We start from the raw sequence: 17,536 nt of genomic DNA, 5'->3' as shown, positions 1-17,536 counted from the left end.
CGGGCCCTTCGCTGTGCTTGCTGGAGCGGAGGATGGGGGATTCGAACCCCCGAGGGCTTGCACCCAACACGCTTTCCAAGCGTGCGCCATAGGCCACTAGGCGAATCCTCCTGGCCGCACGAGGTTACCCGACGGCGCCGCGCTCCTCCGAACGCACACCGCCGCACCCGTGGGGCGCCTCTTGTCGCGGCAAGCCCGAGGGGAGCATCCTGGCGATCTCTGCGGGAGGCGATGCGCATGCCGGTGCGTCCGTCGTATGTCGAGCTGCTCGTCCACGGGGTCTCGGGCACCAGCCCGGAGGGCCTCCTGGGGGTCGAGAGGTTCGACCAGGTCGCGGGTGACGACCTGGTGCGCTTCGTCCGGGCGTCCGACGCGTCCGCCGGGCGGCTGCCCGGAGGCGGGGTGCTCGAGGGGGTGAGCTGGGGTCGGCTGACCTCGGGCGTCGCGAAGCAGGCGGCATGGCTGGTGATGCTGCCGTTCGCCCTGGTCAACCTCGCGTTCTGGACCAGTCGCGACCTGACCGACGGCGACGGGCCCAGCAGCCGCGCGGCGCGCCCGTGGCTGTTCCGCGCCTCGATGCGGCTGCTCGCGGTGACCCTCACGGTGCTGGTGACCCTGGCGGCCGCGCTGATCAGCATGGATCTGCTCGCGTGGCAGTGCGCGGGTGAGGTGTGCGGCGTCGTCGGGCAGCGGCTGACGGTCGCCGACGACTGGACCCTGGGCACCCGGGTGGCGGTGGCCTCGGCCGTCCCGGTGCTCCTCCTGGGCGCGGTGGCGTGGCTCTCGCACCGGGTGAGCCTGCGGTACGAGGCGTCGTCCGCAGCAGACCTGAGCGGCTCGCCGGTGGGGTCCACCCGCGGTGACGAGGCCCAGCCCGACCTGTTCTCCCCGCTGATGTGGAACGGGGAGCCGCTGGTGCGACGGCTGCGCAGCGTGCACCTGAGCGTGGGGTGGGCGACGGTCGCGCTGCTGCTGGTGTGGTCGTCGCAGCAGACGACCGCAGCGGTCGCGTGGGCCGAGCAGGGTCAGTCGCGAGGCGTGGGCACCGGGTTGTGGTGGACGGCCCTGGTGTGCGGCGCGCTCGTCGTGGTGGCGGGTGTGCTCCTGGTGGCGTTGCCGACGCGGTGGGTGTCGTGGACCTACCGACCGACCCCGGCCCAGGGCGTGGTGACGACGACGCTCCAGGGTGTGGCGCTGCTCGCGGCGGTGCTCGCGGCCCTGGCCTTCCGGCAGGCGGTCGACGACGACGGCGCCGCGGCCTCCCTGCCCGGCGAGCTGCCGGCCCTGGGGGACATGCTCACGGTGGTCGTCTGGGTGCAGGTGCTGCTGCCGCTCGCCGTGGGCCTGGTGCTGCTCAGTGCCCAGCGGCTCCTGAACACCGCGCACCGGTGCGCACGGGCGCTGGACCCGCGCCCCGGTGACCATGCCGCGCTCAGCCCGACGGCTCGCACACCCGCGGCCGAGACCCAGCTGCCCGCCCTGGGTGGTTTCGCGCCGTGGGTCGTGGCGGCCAGCGGGACGCTGCTGGGCTACGTGTACGTCGCTGCCGCCTCGTTGCGGATCGCCGAGCTGCTGCGGGCCCCCGCGCAGGAGGATGGGCCGGCCACGTCGATCGAGGTCCCGGTGCTCCTCCAGTGGGCCTCGGGCGGGTTCGCGGTCGTGGTCGGGCTGGGCCTGGTCGCCGGGGTGGTGACCTTCGTGCTGGTCTCACGCCACCCGTCGAAGGACGTCGTCGCGGTGGCCGACCACTACGGGGTCGGCTCGAGCCCGTCGCGCGGCGCCGACGGCGTCACCCGGGACCCGGCGGACCGTCGTCGTCTGCACCGCGAGTGGCGCGACGACTACCGCATCCGGCGGATCGTGCGTGCCCGCCGTCTCCAGCGTCTCGTCCAGACGCGGTGGATCGTCAACGCGCTGGCGGTCGGCGGGGTCGGCGGGGTGGTGCTCGCGGGGATCGCCGTGACGTCCAACCTGCAGCTGGTCGACGGGTTGTTCCGCCGGCTGGGGTGGCGAGGGGAAGACCTCGGGCAGGCCGTGGCGACCCTGGCCGACGAGCCTGCGACCGTGCCCGCCACAGCATGGGTCGGTGACCTGGGGGAGGTCCTCGCGACCGCGGGCTCGTGGGCGCTCGCGCTGCTCGCGGCCGGTCTGGTCGCCCTCGTGGTCGCGAGCTGGCGTTCGGCCGAGGTCCGGCGTCAGGTGGGGATCGTCTGGGACGTGCTGTCCTTCTGGCCGCGGGGCTGCCACCCGTTCGCCCCGCCCAGCTACACCGAACGCGCCGTGCCCCAGCTCGTCGCGCGCATCCGGCACCTCGCCGGCGCCCAGACCTTCGCCCCCGGCCCCCGGGTCGTGCTCTCGGCGCACTCGCAGGGCACGGTCATCGCGCTCGCGGTGATCGCCCAGCTCGCGACCCTCGACGCGGCCGAGGCGGCACAGGGGAGCGCAGCGGCCGACGGCCGACCGTCACGTGGCCGCACCCTGGACCATGTCGTGCTGCTCACCCACGGCAGCCCCCTGGGGCGGCTGTACCAGCCGTTGTTCCCGCAGTACTTCAGCGGCAGCGAGCTGGTGCCCCGGGGTCGCTCGGTGGTGGCGCGCGGGGTGAGCAGGCCGGTCGAGCTGCTGCGGGTGCGGGCGGCCCTGGGCGACCGGTGGATCAACCTGTGGCGGGACACCGATCCGATCGGCGCGAGCCTCGTCGCGGCCCTGGACGACCACGACCTGCAGTGCGAGGACCCGCTCGGCTACCTGCTCGACGAGGAGAACGCCACGTACCCACCGGTCCAGGGGCACAGCGGCTACCCGACGGCGCAGGAGTACCGCACCGCGCGACGCACCCTGCTCCGGATGCGCCGCACGGACCTGCCCTCCGCCTGACCCGCTCGACCGTCGCGCGGTGCGCCGGGCGGACGGGTCAGGCCGCGAACGACGCGATCTGGACGAGGTTGCCGCACGTGTCGTCCAGCACGGCCGTGGTGACCGGGCCCATCGTCGTGGGTGGCTGGGTGAACACGACGCCGGCCGCGGTGAGGCGTGCGTGCTCGGCGACGACGTCGTCGACCCCGAACGACGTGCACGGGATCCCGTCCGCGACGAGCGCGGCCCTGTAGGGGCCGACGGCGGGGTGCTCGCTCGGCTCGAGGAGCAGCTCGGGGCCGTCGGGCTGGTCGGGGGAGACGACGGTGAGCCAGCGGTGCTCGCCCATCGGGACGTCGTCCTTGGGCACGAAGCCGAGCACGTCGGTGTAGAACGCCAGGGCGGTGGTCTGGTCGTCGACGAAGACGCTGGTGATGGTGATCCTGGGCATGGGTGTCCTCATGGGGTGGTGGGCCAGCGGGTGGCGACCTCGCGCAGCGGCGAGGTGTCGAGGTGGTGGAAGGTGTAGCGGCCCTCGCGGCGTCGGGTGACCAGCCCGGCGGCCTCGAGCACGTCGAGGTGCTGGGAGATCGCCTGCCGTGACGAGGCGACGTCGTGCTTCATGGTGAGCCGGGTGCACAGCTCGAACAGGGTCTGGCCGTCGCGCTCGACCAGCTCGTCGAGGATCACCCGGCGGGTGGGGTCGGCGAGCGCCTTGTAGATGTCGCTCACGGCACCGACCATAGGCAAGTGGTCACTTGCATGTCAAGGATCGCGAGAGAACCGAGGGTTCCCGGTTTCGGCGCTCCGGGGCCCCTGCGTTAGGGTTCATCCAGACCCCTCGTGCGGCATCATCTCGCTGAACTCCCCCAGGGCCGGAAGGCAGCAAGGGCAGGCGGGCTCTGGTGGGTGTGCGGGGGGTCCTTGCATGCCCACCGGGCCCCAGCCCCGGCCCCGGTGTCCTGACCGGTCGCCGTCGCGGTCTCCCACCCTGGTCGGACGTCATGCACCCCGCGCCCCACCCACGGTCGCACCCGCCGCTCGCCAGGACGGACCCACCGCCCGACGCGCCTGCCACGTCCGTGCGACGAGCCTGGACGCATGACCACCGCCCCGAGCCCGAACCCCGCCCCGCTGCCCCCGCCGAGCACCGTCCCGCGGTTGTCCGCCCGCGGGCTGGTCAAGCGCTTCGGCCCGACGACGGCGCTCGCAGGTGTCGACGTCGACCTCGCCGCGGGGGAGTCCCTGGCCGTGATGGGCCCCTCGGGCTCGGGCAAGTCGACCCTGCTGCACTGCCTCGCGGGGATCCTCCCGCCCGATGCCGGGACCGTGCACCTCGACGGTCACGAGGTCTCCGGGATGTCCGAGCGTGAACGGTCGCTGCTGCGCCGGCGCCGGTACGGCTTCGTCTTCCAGTTCGGCCAGCTGCTCTCCGAGCTCCCCGCCCAGGAGAACGTCGCCCTGCCGCCGATGCTGCTCGGCACCCCGCGGGCCCAGGCCATGGGCCTGGCCCGGCAGTGGCTCGACGCCCTCGGCCTGCGAGGCATGGAGCAGCGGCGCCCGGGCGAGCTCTCGGGCGGGCAGGCGCAGCGCGTCGCCGTCGCCCGGGCGCTGATCACCGGGCCGGGGGTCGTGTTCGCCGACGAGCCCACCGGCGCCCTCGACCAGACCACCGGCGCCGAGGTGATGCGGATCCTGACCGAGACCACCCGCGCCGCGGGGGCGTCCCTCGTGGTGGTGACCCACGACGAGACCGTCGCCTCGTGGTGCTCGCGTCGGATCGAGGTGTGGGACGGCGTGGTGCTGCCCACCGCCGGTGCCGTGCGATGAGGGCCGTCCTGGCCCTGACCTGGGCCCGCCCGGGCGCCTCCCTGCTGCGCGGCACGGACGGCAGGGGCGGCCGCGCGCAGGTCACGACGACGGCGCTGGCCGTCCTGGCCTTCGCCATCGCGACCGCCCTGACCCTCAGCGTGATCGGCGGGCTGATGGCGTTCATGGAGCGTGCCGAGGACCCTCCCGCCCCCCTCGGCGGGGATGACGCCGGCACCTACGTGATCCTCGCCTGGGTCGCCGTGGTGCTGCTGTGCGTCCCGCTGCTGTCCCTCGGTGGGGCCGCCGCCCGGCTGGGTGTCGCCCAACGGGACGCCCGCCTGTCCACGCTGCGCCTGCTCGGGGTCACCCCGCGCGAGGTGGTGGGTCTGACCCTGGTCGAGACCGCGCGGCAGGGCCTGCTCGGTGCCGCGCTGGGCGTGGTGGGCTACCTCGCGCTGCTGCCGGTCTGGACGGGGCTCACCTTCCAGGGTCAGCGCCTCGGCGTGGGCGAGCTGTGGGTCGGGCCAGGTCCGCTGCTCGCGGCCCTCGTCGTGGTGCCGGCTGTCGCCGCGGTGAGCGGGGCGGTCTCGCTGCGGCGGGTCGTGGTGTCCCCGCTCGGCGTCGCCCGCCGCCAGTCACCACCCGCGATGCACTGGGTGCGCGCCCTGGTCGTGGTGGTCGCGCTGGGTGCGGTCGGTGTGGTCGCGCAGGTCGGCGGCGGGATCGACGGCGCCGTCTTCCTGGTGATCCTGCTCGGTCTGCTCGCGATGGTCTTCCTGGCCCTCAACCTGCTCGGACCGTGGACCATCGGGCTGCTCGCGCGGGTCATGGCCCGACGCGCGAGAACCCCCGCGCGGCTGCTGGCCGCCCGCCGGCTGCTCGACGACCCGCGAGGTGCGTGGCGCGTGGTCGGTGGGCTGGGGCTCGCGAGCTTCGTCGCCGGGATCCTCTCGGTGGTCCCCACGATGCTGGCCGACGACGGCATGCAGAACGACCCGGTGGGCCGGCTGCTGTGGCAGGACGTCCTAACCGGCGCGCTCCTGACACTGGGCATCGCGTTCATCCTCGCGGCGACCTCGGCGGGGATCATGCAGGCGGCGAGCGTGCTGGACCGCCGGCGCGAGTACGCCCTGCAGCAGCTCGCGGGGGTCCCGGTCGAGCTGTTCGACGCCGTCCGCCGTCACGAGGTGATCGCCCCGCTGGTGTTCGTCGCCGGGACCTCGGCCGCGGCCGCGCTGCTCTTCGTGGTGCCGATCCTGGGTCTGGCGACCGCCACCGACCTCACCGGGCTGATCGCGCTCGCCGGGTGCCTGCTGGTGGGCGGCCTCCTCGTGATCGGTGCGACCGAGGCCAGCCGGCCCCTGCTGCGCTCGGTGCTGGCCGACACGGTCGTGCGCCCGGACTGAGCCGCGCAGCGTCCTGCCGGGACCTGGTGAGACGTCCCACCAGGTCCCGGCACGACGGGGATACGGTCGGCACCTGGTCGGTGCCCCATCCGTGCGGCACCGGCCCCCGGGCACAGCACCGGCCCCCGGGCAGGACCTGACTCCCGACCCTGCGAGGCTCCCGTGACCCACCCCGCCCCGACGACCACCCTGGACGAGCTGCGCGCCGCGCTCCCGGCCGACGCCGTCGTCACCCACCCCGATCGGCTGCTCGCCCGCGCGCAGGACGCCTCGGCGACCGGCCCGACGGGCGTCCCGCTCGCCGTCGTCCACCCCTCATCGACGATCGAGGTGCAGGCCGTGGCGCGCATCGCGCACCGCCACGGGGTGCCGATCGTGCCGCAGGGCGCGCTCAGCGGCCTGGCAGGCGGCGCGAACGCCGTCGACGGCGCGCTGCTCATGGTCTTCGACCGGATGGCCGCCGTCCTGCGGATCGACCCGGTCGACCAGGTCGCCGTGGTGCAGCCCGGGGTGGTCACCCGGGACCTGGCCGTCGCCGTCGCCGCGCAGGGCCTGTTCTACCCGCCCGACCCCGCCTCGGACTCCTGGAGCACGATCGGCGGGAACGTCGCCACCAACGCGGGCGGCATGCGCTGCGTCAAGTACGGGGTGACCCGCGACTTCGTCCGCACCCTCGAGGTGGTGCTCGCCGACGGACGGGTGGTCCGCACCAGCACACCCACCGTCAAGGCCGTGGCCGGCTACGACCTCACCGGGCTGGTCGTCGGCTCGGAGGGGACCCTGGCCATCGTGACCGAGGTGACGCTCGGTCTGCTCGCAGCGCCGGGGGAGAACCAGGGGATCTGCGCGACCTTCCCCACGGTCCGCGACGCCCTGCTCGCCTCGAACGAGATCATCGCGGGCCCGCACCGGCCCAGCACCCTGGAGCTGCTCGACCAGGTCGTGCTGGCGGCCATCGTCGCCCACGACCCCCATGCCGGTCTGCCCGTGGGGGCCCGCGCGATGCTGCTCGTGCTGACCGACGAGCACGAGCAGGGCGCAGCCGACGTCGCCGCCTACCAGCGCATCGCCCACGAACACGGCGCGCTGACCGTGGACGTCGCGACCGACGCCGTGGCCCTCGAGGCGCTGCTGCGGGCCCGGCGGTCGTTCCACGCCGCGATGCGCGCGATCCGCGGCGGCAGCATCAACGAGGACGTGTCCGTCCCCCGCAGCCGCCTGCCCGAGCTGCTCGACCGGCTCGAGGAGCTGTCCGGCCGCATCGGCCTGCCGATCGGCACCGGGGGTCACGTCGGTGACGGGAACCTGCACCCCGCGATCGCCTACGACCCGCTCGACCCGGTCCAGGTCGAGCTGGCCCACCGCGCGCACGAGAGCATCCTGGGTCTGGCCCTCGAGCTCGGCGGCACGGTCACCGGTGAGCACGGCATCGGCCTGGAGAAGCAGGGCGCGCTGGACGCCGAGCTCGGCCCCACGGTGCGCGAGCTGCAGCGCGGCCTCAAGGCCGTCTTCGACCCCACCGGGATCCTCAACCCCGGCAAGAAGATCTGACCCGTCAGCTGCGTGACCGTCAGCGGCGCACGACCCTCAGCGGCGCATGACCCGCCGGGCCAGCCAGTTCCCCAGCACCTGACCCAGCTGCACGATGACCACGATCACCCCGAGGGTGAACCAGGTGACCACCGGGTTGAACCGCTGGTAGCCGTACTGCAGCGCGAAGTCGCCCAGCCCCCCGCCCGCGACCGCACCGGCCATCGCGGACATGTCGGTGATCGCCACGAACAGGAACGTGTAGCCCAGCACCAACGGCCCGAGGGCCTCGGGGATGATCACCGTGAGGATGATCCGCAGCGGACCGGCGCCCATCGCCCGGGCGGCCTCGATCACACCGGGGTCCAGGGCCACCAGGTTCTGCTCGACGATCCGTGACGTCCCGAAGGTCGCCATGATCGCCATCGGGAAGATGACCGCCTCGGTGCCGTAGCTCGTCCCGGTCACCTCGACCGTGAGCGGCTGGATCGCGGTGATGAAGATGATGAAGGGGATGGGTCGCACCGTGTTCACCAGCACGTTCAGCGCGGTGAAGACCGGGCGGTTGGCCAGCAGGTTCCCGGCGCGCGTGGTGTAGAGCAGGATGCCGATCACCAGGCCGGCGAACCCGCCGACCAGGAGGGTCACCGAGACCATCTGCAGCGTCTCGACGATCGCCTGGAGGAAGGTGGGCCACAGGCTCGCGCTCCCGGAGTTCATCGTGACCTCCCCTCGCCGCTCGCCGCTGGTCGCACGTGCTCCTCGACGTCGGTCCGTACCCGCAGGTCGGCGATCAGGGCATCGATGCTCGTGTCGTCACCGACCAGCTCGAGGGTCAGCGACCCGAGGGGGCGCGAGTCGACCTCGGTGATCCCGCCGTAGACGATCGATCCGTCCACGCCGTGGGCCCGCAGCTGCTGGGTCAGCAGGGTGCCCGAGCCGGCCTCCTCACGGACGCTGACGGTGACGATGCGCCCCGGGTGGCGCTCGCGCAGCCGCTCCAGGACGTCCGGGCGGGGGCGGTCGTGCAGGGCGCTGGTGATGAACCGGCGGGTCACCTCCTGCTGGGGGGCCGAGAAGATGTCGTAGACCGAGCCCTGCTCGGCGACCTTGCCGTTCTCCATCACCGCGACCTTGTTGCACAGGTAGGAGACCACCGACATCTCGTGGGTGATCACCACGACGGTCACCCCGAGCTCGAGGTTGACCCGGCGCAGCAGGTCCAGCACGTCCTTGGTGGTCTCGGGGTCCAGCGCGCTGGTCGCCTCGTCGGCGAGCAGCAGCTGCGGCGAGGTGGCCAGGGCACGGGCGATGCCGACCCGTTGCTTCTGACCGCCCGAGAGCTGGTCGGGGTACTGCCGGGCCTTGTCGACCAGGCCGACGAACTCCAGCAGCTCGGCGACCCGCGCCTCGCGGCGCTCCTTGGGCCATCCGGCGACCCGCAGCGGGTAGCCCACGTTGCCCGCGACGGTCCGCGAGTTGAGCAGGTTGAACTGCTGGAAGATGAAGCCGATGCCCACCCGGACCGAGCGCAGCTGGCGCTCGGAGTGGTCGGTGACGTCCTGGCCGTCGATGAGGACCTGCCCGCCGGTGACGCGTTCGAGCCCGTTGATCAGCCGGACGAGGGTGCTCTTGCCCGCACCGGAGTAGCCGATGATCCCGAAGACGTCACCCCGCTCGACGTCCAAGGTGACGCCGTCGACGGCGTGCACGGGGCCTGAGGAGCCGGTGAAGGTCTTGGAGACGTCGCGGAGAGTGACCATCGCAGTCATGGGTCGGTCCTTGTCCTCGTCGTGACGCCGGGGCGCCCTGGTCGCCGGTGCCCGGTGGTCCGGGACCGGTCCGCCGGGCGGGGCGTGGCGCCGCCCCGCCCGGCGAGGTGGTCAGCCCTGCGAGCTGCTGACGAGCTCCTGGAGCTCGGCGAGGTCTGCCTGCAGCTCGGCCGCGTCGATGTCCTCCGAGACGGCCGTGCCACCGTTCTGCTCGATGAGCTGCGAGATGACCTCGTCGGAGTGGTAGATCTCCACGAGCTGGTTGTAGACCGGGTTGTCGGCGTCCTCGGCCCGGGTCACCCAGATGTTCAGGTACGGGCGTGCGGTGCTGGTGTCCTCGAGGTCGGAGTAGATCGCCGTGGTCGGGTCGATCCCGGCGTCGGCCGCGAAGTTGTTGTTGATGACCGCCGCGTCCAGGCTCCGCAGCTGGACGGTGGTCTGGTTCGCGTCGACCGGCACCACGGTGACCCGTGAGGCGTCGGCGTCGATCTCGGCCGGCGTCGAGAAGGCGTTGCCGCCGTCGGCCAGGCTGATCAGGCCTGCGGACTGGAGCACGAGCAGGGCCCGGGCCTGGTTGACGACGTCGTTGGGGATGGCGATCTCGGCGCCGTCGGGGATGTCGTCGGGCGTCGTGTAGTCCTTCTCGGTGTACAGGCCCAGCTGGTAGATCGCCGTCGAACCGATCGGCACCAGGTCGTCGTTCGCCGAGACGTTGTAGTTGGCCAGGTACAGCAGGTGCTGGAACTGGTTGAGGTCCAGCTCGGAGCGGCTGGTGATCGGGTTCGGCTGGTTGTAGTCGGTGAAGTTGACCAGCTCGACCTCGATGCCGGCCTCCGCGGCCAGCTCCTCGAAGGTGCGCCAGTAGTCGTGGCTCTGGTCGGTGACGCCGACGGTGACCTCGACGGGGTTCTCGACGCTGGCCTCCTGCGTCGGGGCAGCGGCGGTGTCACCGCCCCCGCAGGCCGCGAGGGTCGCGACGAGGGTGATCCCTGCGAGCAGGGGCGTCAGGGTGCGCTTCATGGTGGTGCCTTTCCAGGTGGGTGCACGGGAGGTGCGAGGGTGCCGGGTGGCCAGGGGTTCCCGGCGGCGGTTCGCTGCTCGCGGCACACCGGTACCCAGGGGCCCACGCAGGAGCCAGGGGGTGTGACGTCAGGGGGTCCGCCGGGGACCGGGAAGCGTGAGAGTGGTGAGAGGTCTCAGCGCTGGTCGTCGGACATGCACATGACCCCGCGGGAGGCACCAGGCATGGCGCACATGAAGCGTGCGCGTCGCTCGATGACCACGGGGTGGTTCACGTGATGCTCCAAATCCCTACTGGGCGGATGACATCGGCAAAGTAGCACGCGATCCCGCCAGCACGTCCCACGTGTCCGCGCACGCAAGCCCCCGCCGCCGAGAGGGGGCTTTCCGTCGCTTACCCGCTGCGGAAAGCGACGGAAGGCCCGATGTCGGCCGGCGAGGGTGGGGGCGGGCGGGGTGCGAGCGGGTGCGGGGTGCGGGTGGGTGCGGGGTGCGGGTGTGGGCGCGCGGGTCAGCGGGTTGCGGGGGGGCGCATGGCGAGGCGGGTCGAGGTCTGGGCGACGCCGGCCTCGGTCTTGAGCCTGCGCACGAGGTGGTCGAGGGCGGCGGCGTCGGGGACGACGGCCCGGACCAGGAAGTCGTACGGGCCGGTCAGGTGGACGGCGTCGAGGATCTCGCGGAAGTCCGACTGCTGCCGGGCGAAGTCGTCGCAGGTGACCCCCTCCTTGAGGCGCACGTCCAGGTACAGCTCGAGCCCCGCGCCGGCGTTGGGGAGCCCGCCTGCTGGACCCTGCCCGACGGCGCCCGGGCCGAGCTCGACGGTGAAGCGCGCGATCACGCCGTCGTGCTGCAGCCGACGGACGCGCGCCGCGACGGCGTTGGCCGACAGTCCCACCCGTGCGCCGAGGTCACGGAAGGTGACGCGGGCGTCGGCGGTCAGTTCGCGGAGGATCTCTCTGTCTGTGGGGTCCACACCGCGATCATCGCAGAAGAGCAGTGAGATCCACAGGATCCTCTCGACGTGGCGGTCCGGCCGGAGCACACTCCCGCGCATGATCGAGCTGCTCACCGCCCTGGGTCTGGGCGTCGCCGTCGGGCTGGGTGTCGCCGTGCCGCTCGGCGCGATCGGGGTGCTCCTGCTGCAGACCGGGATGACGCACGGCTGGCGTCCGGCCGCCGCCGGCGGGCTCGGTGCTGCGCTGGTCGACCTCACCTACGCGGTCGTGGCGGTGCTCGCGGGCACGGCGGTCTCCACGCTCCTGGCGGGGCACGACCGCCAGGTCGAGCTCATCGGCGCCGCGGTGCTCGCCGGGGTCGCGGTCACAGGCCTCTCCCGCGCCCTGCGCAGCCCGACGCCCTCGACCGCGCCCTCGACCGCGCTGGCGACCATGCCGCTCGGCCGACACCGACCTCCCGGCTCGGCGCCTCGTCCAGATCGGCCTTTCCGTCGCTTGCCCGCTGCGGATAGCGACGGAAAGGCCGATCTCGGGGCGGGGGCCGGGCGAACCCTGGTCCGGTTCGTGGTCCTGACCGCGGTCAATCCGATGACGGTCGTCTACTTCACCGTCGTCGCGGCGGGTCTGGGCGACCGGCTGGCCGGGCCCACCGACCGGGTCGCGTTCGTCGTCGGCATCGGCCTGGCGTCGGCCGCCTGGCAGCTCGGGCTCGCCGCGACCGGTTCGCTGCTCGGTGCGCGGGTGCCGCCACGGGTGCAGGCCGGGACCGCGGTGGCGGGGTACGTGGTCGTGGGCCTCCTCGCCACCTCCCTCGCCCTGCCCTGACGGGCCGGTCGGTGCAGACCGCCGGGCTCGCCGGCGCCCCTCGTGGTGGGACGCCGGCGCCGACCTCAGTGTGCGGCGACCGGCTGGCGCAGGATCGTCCGCACCGCTGCGGGTGCCACCCGACGCGGGTCGTTGAGGTAGATCTCGTGGTGCTTGCCCCGCAGGACCAGGCCCTGCTCCGTGATGGAGGAGTGGAGGGCGGCGATGGTGGGTCCCTCCGTCTCGTAGGGCCCGTGGTGCATGACCTGGACGGCGTCGCCCTCGTCGAACGCCTCGAACCGGAGCCGGTCAGCCGCCGGCGCCCGACCCTTGGTCGCCGCGGCGGACAGCGCCGCCTCGACCATCTCGGCGGTCACCACCGCCGGCTGGGCGATCATCATCGTCCAGAGCCAGTCCTCGCGGCGGTCGGTGCTGAAGCCGGCCATGTCGAGCGCCCACCACAGACCCTCGAGCGGCATGACGGTCCACGGCGTCCCTCCGGCCTCCTTGACGTGTGCGCGGACGCCGTAGCTCACCGCGTAGAGCGTGCCGACAGCCTCGGTGTACGCCTGGGTCGACCTCGGGTCGCCGGCCCCGTCGACCATGAGCAGGTTCAGCGGCGGGACGGTCAGCCGGGCCGGGGTGTCGGCCGCCCGGTAGCGGTCCGGGCGCTCACGGCGCGGATCGTTCTCCGCGCTCATCTCCCGCCGTCCGCATCGGCGCCGGACGTGACGGGCTCGTCGGCGCGAACGACAGGTGCGCAGACCTCCGTGACCCAGCGCGCAGGGTCGGGCTCCTCTCCCGGTCCGACCACGTAGATGTTGAACATCGGCCCCGTGAACCGGTAACCGTGCTCCCCGGCCCACTGGGCGATGGCCTCCATCACGGCGCCGATGCCCTCGTAGCCGCCGTGCATCGTCCCGGTGGCGACCTGCTGCTCGGGCAGGTCGAGGCAACGTACGTCGCCCGTCTCGGGGAAGGCGGCGGCGACGTCGAGCTGGACCTCCACGTCGGGCCCAGCCTCGACGTAGTCCTCGTCGTGGAACACCGCCACAGCGAGCGGGGCGGGTGCCATCTGCGCGCCGACGGCCGACATCCCGGCCATGAGCCGCTCCCAGAGCAGGCCCTCGTCCTGGTAGCCCGGGATGGTGTCGCGGACGGACGCGACCGTGCGAGCAGGGATCGTGCGGTGGGTGATCTCGACAGACATGAGTGTGACCTCCAGATCGGTGATCAGGCGTTCCACCTCCCGGACCCGGTTCGCCACCACCGACGCGTCGGTGAGCAGGCGATCGCGCTGACGTTCCAGGACCGGGCGGAGCGCCGACGGGTCGTCCAGCACGGACGCGCATGCGGCGAGCTCGTCGACCCGGAGGCCGACGTCACGCAGGTCCCGGATCCGCCCGGCGGTGCGCAGCAGGTCCGGCGCGTAGGACCGGTAGCCCGAGAACGCATCGACGCGGGTGGGGTGCAGCACGCCGTGCTCGTCGTAGTGCCGCAGCATCCGGACGCTGATCCGGGAGAGCCGCGAGAACTCGCCGATCGACAGCAGGTGCTCGCCTTGGGGAGGCATGCTCATGAGTCCACACCCTGACACCGTGTGAGAGGCAAGAGCAGGTGATCGGGCGTACGGATCTGCCAGGAACGCCGTGCCGGGCGTCGGCAGGGGCCTCTACGCTCGTGCAGTGACCACAGCCCTGTACCGCCGCTACCGGCCGGAGACCTTCACCGAGGTGATCGGGCAGGAGCACGTCACCGACCCGCTGATGCAGGCGCTGCGCGCGGACCGCATCACCCACGCCTACCTGTTCTCCGGGCCGCGCGGCTGCGGCAAGACGACGTCGGCCCGGATCCTGGCGCGCTGCCTGAACTGCGCCGAGGGTCCCACGGACACGCCGTGCGGCACCTGCGACTCGTGCACCGACCTGGCCCGCGGTGGCCCGGGCAGCCTGGACGTGGTCGAGATCGACGCGGCCAGCCACGGTGGTGTCGACGACGCCCGGGACCTGCGCGAGCGGGCGACGTTCGCCCCGGCCCGCGACCGGTTCAAGATCTTCATCCTCGACGAGGCGCACATGGTCACGCCGCAGGGCTTCAACGCCCTGCTCAAGATCGTCGAGGAGCCGCCGCCGCACGTGAAGTTCGTCTTCGCGACCACCGAGCCGGACAAGGTCATCGGCACCATCCGGTCGCGCACGCACCACTACCCGTTCCGCCTGGTCGCGCCGGACCGCCTGATCTCCTACCTCGAGGAGATCTGCGCGGCCGAGGGCGTGCCGGTGGGCTCGGGGGTGCTCCCGCTCGTGGTGCGGGCCGGCGGTGGGTCGGTGCGTGACTCGCTGTCCGTGCTCGACCAGCTCGTGGCCGGCTCGGGTGAGGCGGGTATCGACTACGAACGCGCCGTCGCCCTGCTCGGCTACACCCACGCGACGCTGCTCGACGACACCGTCGACGCGATCGCCGCGCGGGACGGCGCCAGCGCCTTCCGGGTCGTCGACCGTGTGGTCTCCTCGGGGCACGAGCCCCGCCGGTTCGTCGAGGACCTCCTCGAGCGGTTGCGCGACCTCATCGTGATCGCGGCCTCGGGGGACGCGGCCCAGGCCGTGCTGCGTGACCTGCCGGCCGACCAGCTCGAGCGGATGCGCGCTCAGGCCACCGCCCTGGGTGCCGCCGAGCTCTCCCGTTCGGCCGACCTGGTCAACACGGCCCTGACCGAGATGACCGGGGCGACGTCCCCCCGGCTGCATCTCGAGCTGCTCGCCGCGCGCCTGCTGCTCCCTGCCGCCGACGACGGCGCTCGCGGGTTCGGTGCGCGCCTCGACAAGGTCGAGCGTGACCTCGGGCAGGGAGCCGGCCCCACCGCGCCGACGGGTGCCCCGGTCGCCCCGGGTGTCCCGGTCGGCACGGTCGCGGCCCCGGCACCCCGGTCGATGATTCCCCTCGCCCCGCCGCAGGTGCCGGCGCCCACCGGGCCACAGGTGGTCGAGCCCTCGCCGGCGCGGCCGTCGGTGCCCCCGCGCGAGCCTGCTCGGGTCACCGACCCGGTCCGCGCAGTCGCCCCGGAGCCCGAGGACGAGCCTGCCGTCGAGCGCGTTCCTGTCGCCGACGGCGAGCCGACACCGACCGCGGCGCCGGCCGCAGAACCGGTGGCAGGGTCGGCCGCAGGACCGACCGCAGGACCGACCGCAGAACCAGTCGCCGAGCCGACCGAGGCGCCGGTCGCGACACCGCCCGCGGCGTCGACCCCGTCGCCGGACGCAGCGCTGCCCGCGTCCCCCAGCCCCGCACCCCGCGCGGCTCAGCACCCGGTGACGTCCGCACCACCCTCGTCGCAGGAGCGGTCGGCAGGTGGTCTGGACGCCGAGACCGTGCGCCGTCGGTGGCCCGAGGTGCTGCAGACCCTGCGGGGGCTGCGGATGGCGACCTGGGTGCTGGTCAGCCAGAACGCGCAGGTCGCGGAGGTCACCGCCGACAAGGTCACCCTGGGCTTCAGCACACCCCAGCTCGCGACCACCTTCCGGGCCGGCCCGCACCAGGACAACGTCCAGCGGGCCCTGCACGAGACCCTCGGCATCACCGTGCGGATCGAGACCTCCCTGGGGGCCGTCGCCGCGGGCGCCCCCCCGACCCCGGGCGCCGCGCCGGGCCCGGGCACCACCGCGGAGGTGATTCCTGCGGCCGAGGGCGGGACCGAGAGCGAGGCCGCCGCTCGCGCGCGACGGGTCACCCAGGCGGCCGAGGCCTCGTGGGACGCGCCCGTCCCTCCGGTCGCGACCACGTCAGGTCCGTCCGGGCAGCCGGACCGGGCACGTCCGACGGGTACCGGCGCAGGGCGGTCCCCCCGTCCGGGTGTCGCGCCCGGTGCCGGTCGCGGCACCGGCCCCGACGGTGAGGCGATCCCCGACGGTCCCGAGCCGGACCCCGAGCCTGCACCCGAGGGTGCGGCAGAGGAGGGCGCCGGTCCGGCCGGTGCACGGACCCGCGCCGGTTCGCCGTTCGAGCGGGCCATGGCCGCCCAGGCGAAGCCGTCGGGACCTGTCGAGGTCGACGACCCCTCTCCGGACGACCCCGACCTGATCTCCTCGGGGCTGGTAGGGGCACCCCTGGTCGCGCAGATGCTGGGCGGCACGGTCATCGACGAGATCCCCGACGACCCGCGCTGACCCCGCACGCACTAGGCTGGACGGGTGTACGAAGGCGCGGTCCAGGACCTGATCGACGAGCTCGGGCGACTGCCCGGGGTCGGGCCGAAGAGCGCCCAGCGCATCGCCTTCCACCTGCTCGCGGCCGACCCCGCCGAGGTGCGTCGACTCGTCGACTCCCTCACCGAGGTCAAGGCCCGCGTCCAGTTCTGCGTGGTGTGCGGCAACGTCTCGCAGGAGGAGCAGTGCCGCGTCTGCCGTGACCCGCGTCGGTCGCTGGAGACCATCTGCGTGGTCGAGGAGCCCAAGGACGTCGTCGCGATCGAACGCACCCGCGAGTTCCGCGGGCGGTACCACGTGCTCGGCGGGGCGATCAACCCGATGGACAACGTCGGTCCGGACGACCTGCGCATCGCCGAGCTGATGAGTCGTCTCGCCGACGGCACGGTCACCGAGGTCATCCTCGCGACCGATCCGAACGTCGAGGGTGAGGCCACCTCGACCTACCTCGCGCGGCTGCTGGTCCCCATGGGTCTGCGGGTCACGCGACTTGCCTCCGGACTACCGGTCGGGGGGGACCTGGAGTACGCCGATGAGGTCACGCTGGGGCGGGCCTTCGAAGGACGGAGGCAGATCAGTGCCTGACAGCCGAGAAGAGCCTGCACCACCCACCGCGGACGAGACGCCAGCAGACCTGCGCGACGTCGCCGACGCCGTCTCGGCGGAGTCCCGCCGGTTCGTGAGCACGGTGACCGAGGTCGCCGCCGGATCCAACCCCGAGGCGGCCATCCCGCTGCTGCTCCTGGCTGTCTCCGACGTGCTGGCCGCCGGGGCGCGGCTCGGGGCGATGGTGGACATCCTGCCGCCCGAGCGGTTCGAGCCGGACGTCGGCCCCGATGCCGACCTCGACCCCCTGGGAGCGGGGCTCGAGAACGTGCTGGACGGCATCGACGACTACACCGAGGTCCACGACCCGGTGCTCGGCTCGGAGGTCGTCACCTCGTCCCTCTCGGGCGACCTGGTGCTCATCGTGGGTGCCCTCGCGCAGGGGCAGCGGCACTACGACACCGGCCAGGTGCTCGAGGCGCTGTGGTGGTGGCAGTTCTCCTACCTGGCCAACTGGGGCGAGCGGGCCTCGGCGGTGCTGCGGGTGCTCCAGGTGATGCTGGGTCATCTGCGCCTGGACGTCGACGACGAGGTCGCGGCCGACGCGGAGTTCAAGGCCCTGCATCCCTGAG

16 protein-coding genes, 1 tRNA gene and 1 other RNA gene are annotated in these 17,536 nt (G+C 73.2%); 9 read left to right on the top strand and 9 right to left on the bottom strand.

What is annotated here, in order from left to right:
* Nucleotides 1-26: 26 nt before the first annotated feature.
* A tRNA-Ser gene (locus M1R94_RS01110) sits at nt 27-111 on the bottom strand.
* 126 nt (nt 112-237) lie between these two features.
* Between M1R94_RS01110 and M1R94_RS01105 the strand changes: the two genes are divergently transcribed.
* Nucleotides 238-2,877, top strand: coding sequence for a hypothetical protein (locus tag M1R94_RS01105; RefSeq protein WP_249379816.1), 2,640 nt, complete (start codon nt 238-240; stop codon nt 2,875-2,877).
* A 37-nt stretch (nt 2,878-2,914) separates the two neighbouring features.
* On the opposite strand, the gene M1R94_RS01100 is transcribed toward M1R94_RS01105, so the two are convergent.
* Together M1R94_RS01100 and M1R94_RS01095 are read right to left on the bottom strand one after the other, a co-directional pair.
* Nucleotides 2,915-3,307 carry a VOC family protein gene (locus tag M1R94_RS01100; protein ID WP_249379815.1) on the bottom strand — a complete coding sequence of 131 codons (393 nt, stop codon included), beginning with the start codon at nt 3,305-3,307 and terminating at the stop codon, nt 2,915-2,917.
* Nucleotides 3,308-3,315: 8 nt separating this feature from the next.
* Nucleotides 3,316-3,588, bottom strand: a complete 273-nt coding sequence (locus tag M1R94_RS01095; RefSeq protein WP_249379814.1) for an ArsR/SmtB family transcription factor — start codon at nt 3,586-3,588, stop codon at nt 3,316-3,318.
* 100 nt (nt 3,589-3,688) lie between these two features.
* Between M1R94_RS01095 and ffs the strand changes: the two genes are divergently transcribed.
* The 4 genes from ffs (at nt 3,689) to M1R94_RS01075 (ending at nt 7,625) form a co-directional block, all read left to right on the top strand.
* Nucleotides 3,689-3,785: signal recognition particle sRNA small type (ffs, locus tag M1R94_RS01090), an RNA gene on the top strand.
* Between the two features lie 172 nt (nt 3,786-3,957).
* Nucleotides 3,958-4,686, top strand: a complete 729-nt coding sequence (locus M1R94_RS01085) for an ABC transporter ATP-binding protein (RefSeq protein WP_249379813.1) — start codon at nt 3,958-3,960, stop codon at nt 4,684-4,686.
* Nucleotides 4,683-6,074 carry an FtsX-like permease family protein gene (locus M1R94_RS01080; RefSeq protein ID WP_249379812.1) on the top strand — a complete coding sequence of 464 codons (1,392 nt, stop codon included), beginning with the start codon at nt 4,683-4,685 and terminating at the stop codon, nt 6,072-6,074. Before M1R94_RS01085 ends, M1R94_RS01080 begins: the two co-directional genes overlap by 4 nt.
* Nucleotides 6,075-6,236: 162 nt before the next feature.
* Entirely contained in the window at nt 6,237-7,625 is a 1,389-nt protein-coding gene (locus M1R94_RS01075) for an FAD-binding oxidoreductase (RefSeq protein WP_249379811.1), read from the top strand.
* Between the two features lie 36 nt (nt 7,626-7,661).
* Here the strand turns inward: M1R94_RS01075 and M1R94_RS01070 are convergent, their stop codons facing one another.
* The 4 genes from M1R94_RS01070 to M1R94_RS01055 form a co-directional block, all read right to left on the bottom strand.
* Nucleotides 7,662-8,324: a methionine ABC transporter permease gene (locus M1R94_RS01070; protein ID WP_249379810.1), complete on the bottom strand. Its 663-nt coding sequence runs from the start codon at nt 8,322-8,324 to the stop codon at nt 7,662-7,664.
* Entirely contained in the window at nt 8,321-9,376 is a 1,056-nt protein-coding gene (locus M1R94_RS01065; protein WP_249379809.1) for a methionine ABC transporter ATP-binding protein, read from the bottom strand. The genes M1R94_RS01070 and M1R94_RS01065 overlap by 4 nt, the downstream gene beginning before the upstream one ends.
* Before the next feature lie 111 nt (nt 9,377-9,487).
* Nucleotides 9,488-10,396, bottom strand: a complete 909-nt coding sequence (locus M1R94_RS01060) for a MetQ/NlpA family ABC transporter substrate-binding protein (protein WP_249379808.1) — start codon at nt 10,394-10,396, stop codon at nt 9,488-9,490.
* Nucleotides 10,397-10,907: 511 nt separating this feature from the next.
* Nucleotides 10,908-11,369 (bottom strand): Lrp/AsnC family transcriptional regulator, encoded by a 462-nt coding sequence (locus M1R94_RS01055; RefSeq protein WP_249379807.1) that lies wholly within the window; start codon nt 11,367-11,369, stop codon nt 10,908-10,910.
* Nucleotides 11,370-11,448: 79 nt separating this feature from the next.
* On the opposite strand from M1R94_RS01055, the gene M1R94_RS01050 reads away from it, so the two are divergent.
* A complete protein-coding gene (locus M1R94_RS01050) occupies nt 11,449-12,177 on the top strand; it encodes a LysE family transporter (RefSeq protein WP_249379806.1) in 729 nt (242 codons plus the stop codon).
* Between the two features lie 65 nt (nt 12,178-12,242).
* On the opposite strand, the gene M1R94_RS01045 is transcribed toward M1R94_RS01050, so the two are convergent.
* Nucleotides 12,243-12,857: a GyrI-like domain-containing protein gene (locus M1R94_RS01045; RefSeq protein ID WP_249379805.1), complete on the bottom strand. Its 615-nt coding sequence runs from the start codon at nt 12,855-12,857 to the stop codon at nt 12,243-12,245.
* Nucleotides 12,854-13,735 carry a MerR family transcriptional regulator gene (locus tag M1R94_RS01040; RefSeq protein ID WP_249379804.1) on the bottom strand — a complete coding sequence of 294 codons (882 nt, stop codon included), beginning with the start codon at nt 13,733-13,735 and terminating at the stop codon, nt 12,854-12,856. Before M1R94_RS01040 ends, M1R94_RS01045 begins: the two co-directional genes overlap by 4 nt.
* Nucleotides 13,736-13,841: 106 nt before the next feature.
* Here M1R94_RS01040 and M1R94_RS01035 point away from each other — a divergent pair, with 106 nt between their 5' ends.
* The 3 genes from M1R94_RS01035 to M1R94_RS01025 are packed head-to-tail and all read left to right on the top strand — an operon-like array spanning nt 13,842 to nt 17,535.
* Nucleotides 13,842-16,319: a DNA polymerase III subunit gamma and tau gene (locus tag M1R94_RS01035; protein ID WP_249379803.1), complete on the top strand. Its 2,478-nt coding sequence runs from the start codon at nt 13,842-13,844 to the stop codon at nt 16,317-16,319.
* Between the two features lie 24 nt (nt 16,320-16,343).
* A complete protein-coding gene (recR, locus tag M1R94_RS01030) occupies nt 16,344-16,943 on the top strand; it encodes a recombination mediator RecR (RefSeq protein WP_249379802.1) in 600 nt (199 codons plus the stop codon).
* The gene (locus M1R94_RS01025; protein ID WP_249379801.1) at nt 16,936-17,535 is read left to right on the top strand and encodes a DUF5063 domain-containing protein; all 600 of its coding nucleotides are present in this window, start codon (nt 16,936-16,938) and stop codon (nt 17,533-17,535) included. Before recR ends, M1R94_RS01025 begins: the two co-directional genes overlap by 8 nt.
* Nucleotide 17,536 lies beyond the last annotated feature (1 nt).

It is taken from the genome of Actinotalea alkalitolerans (assembly GCF_023369855.1).
GTDB lineage: Bacteria > Actinomycetota > Actinomycetes > Actinomycetales > Cellulomonadaceae > Actinotalea.
The sequence above is the reverse complement of the archived record's forward strand: the minus strand, read 5'-3'. Positions and strand labels throughout refer to the sequence as shown.

What these genes read in the sequence shown, in the direction of transcription:
- M1R94_RS01060 (WP_249379808.1), bottom strand. Translation starts at nt 10,396, where the DNA reads ATGAAGCGCACCCTGACGCCCCTGCTCGCAGGGATCACCCTCGTCGCG.
- M1R94_RS01045 (WP_249379805.1), bottom strand. Translation starts at nt 12,857, where the DNA reads ATGAGCGCGGAGAACGATCCGCGCCGTGAGCGCCCGGACCGCTACCGG.
- M1R94_RS01085 (WP_249379813.1), top strand. Translation starts at nt 3,958, where the DNA reads ATGACCACCGCCCCGAGCCCGAACCCCGCCCCGCTGCCCCCGCCGAGC.
- M1R94_RS01070 (WP_249379810.1), bottom strand. Translation starts at nt 8,324, where the DNA reads ATGAACTCCGGGAGCGCGAGCCTGTGGCCCACCTTCCTCCAGGCGATC.
- M1R94_RS01050 (WP_249379806.1), top strand. Translation starts at nt 11,449, where the DNA reads ATGATCGAGCTGCTCACCGCCCTGGGTCTGGGCGTCGCCGTCGGGCTG.
- M1R94_RS01105 (WP_249379816.1), top strand. Translation starts at nt 238, where the DNA reads ATGCCGGTGCGTCCGTCGTATGTCGAGCTGCTCGTCCACGGGGTCTCG.
- M1R94_RS01080 (WP_249379812.1), top strand. Translation starts at nt 4,683, where the DNA reads ATGAGGGCCGTCCTGGCCCTGACCTGGGCCCGCCCGGGCGCCTCCCTG.
- M1R94_RS01040 (WP_249379804.1), bottom strand. Translation starts at nt 13,735, where the DNA reads ATGAGCATGCCTCCCCAAGGCGAGCACCTGCTGTCGATCGGCGAGTTC.
- M1R94_RS01065 (WP_249379809.1), bottom strand. Translation starts at nt 9,376, where the DNA reads ATGACTGCGATGGTCACTCTCCGCGACGTCTCCAAGACCTTCACCGGC.
- M1R94_RS01100 (WP_249379815.1), bottom strand. Translation starts at nt 3,307, where the DNA reads ATGCCCAGGATCACCATCACCAGCGTCTTCGTCGACGACCAGACCACC.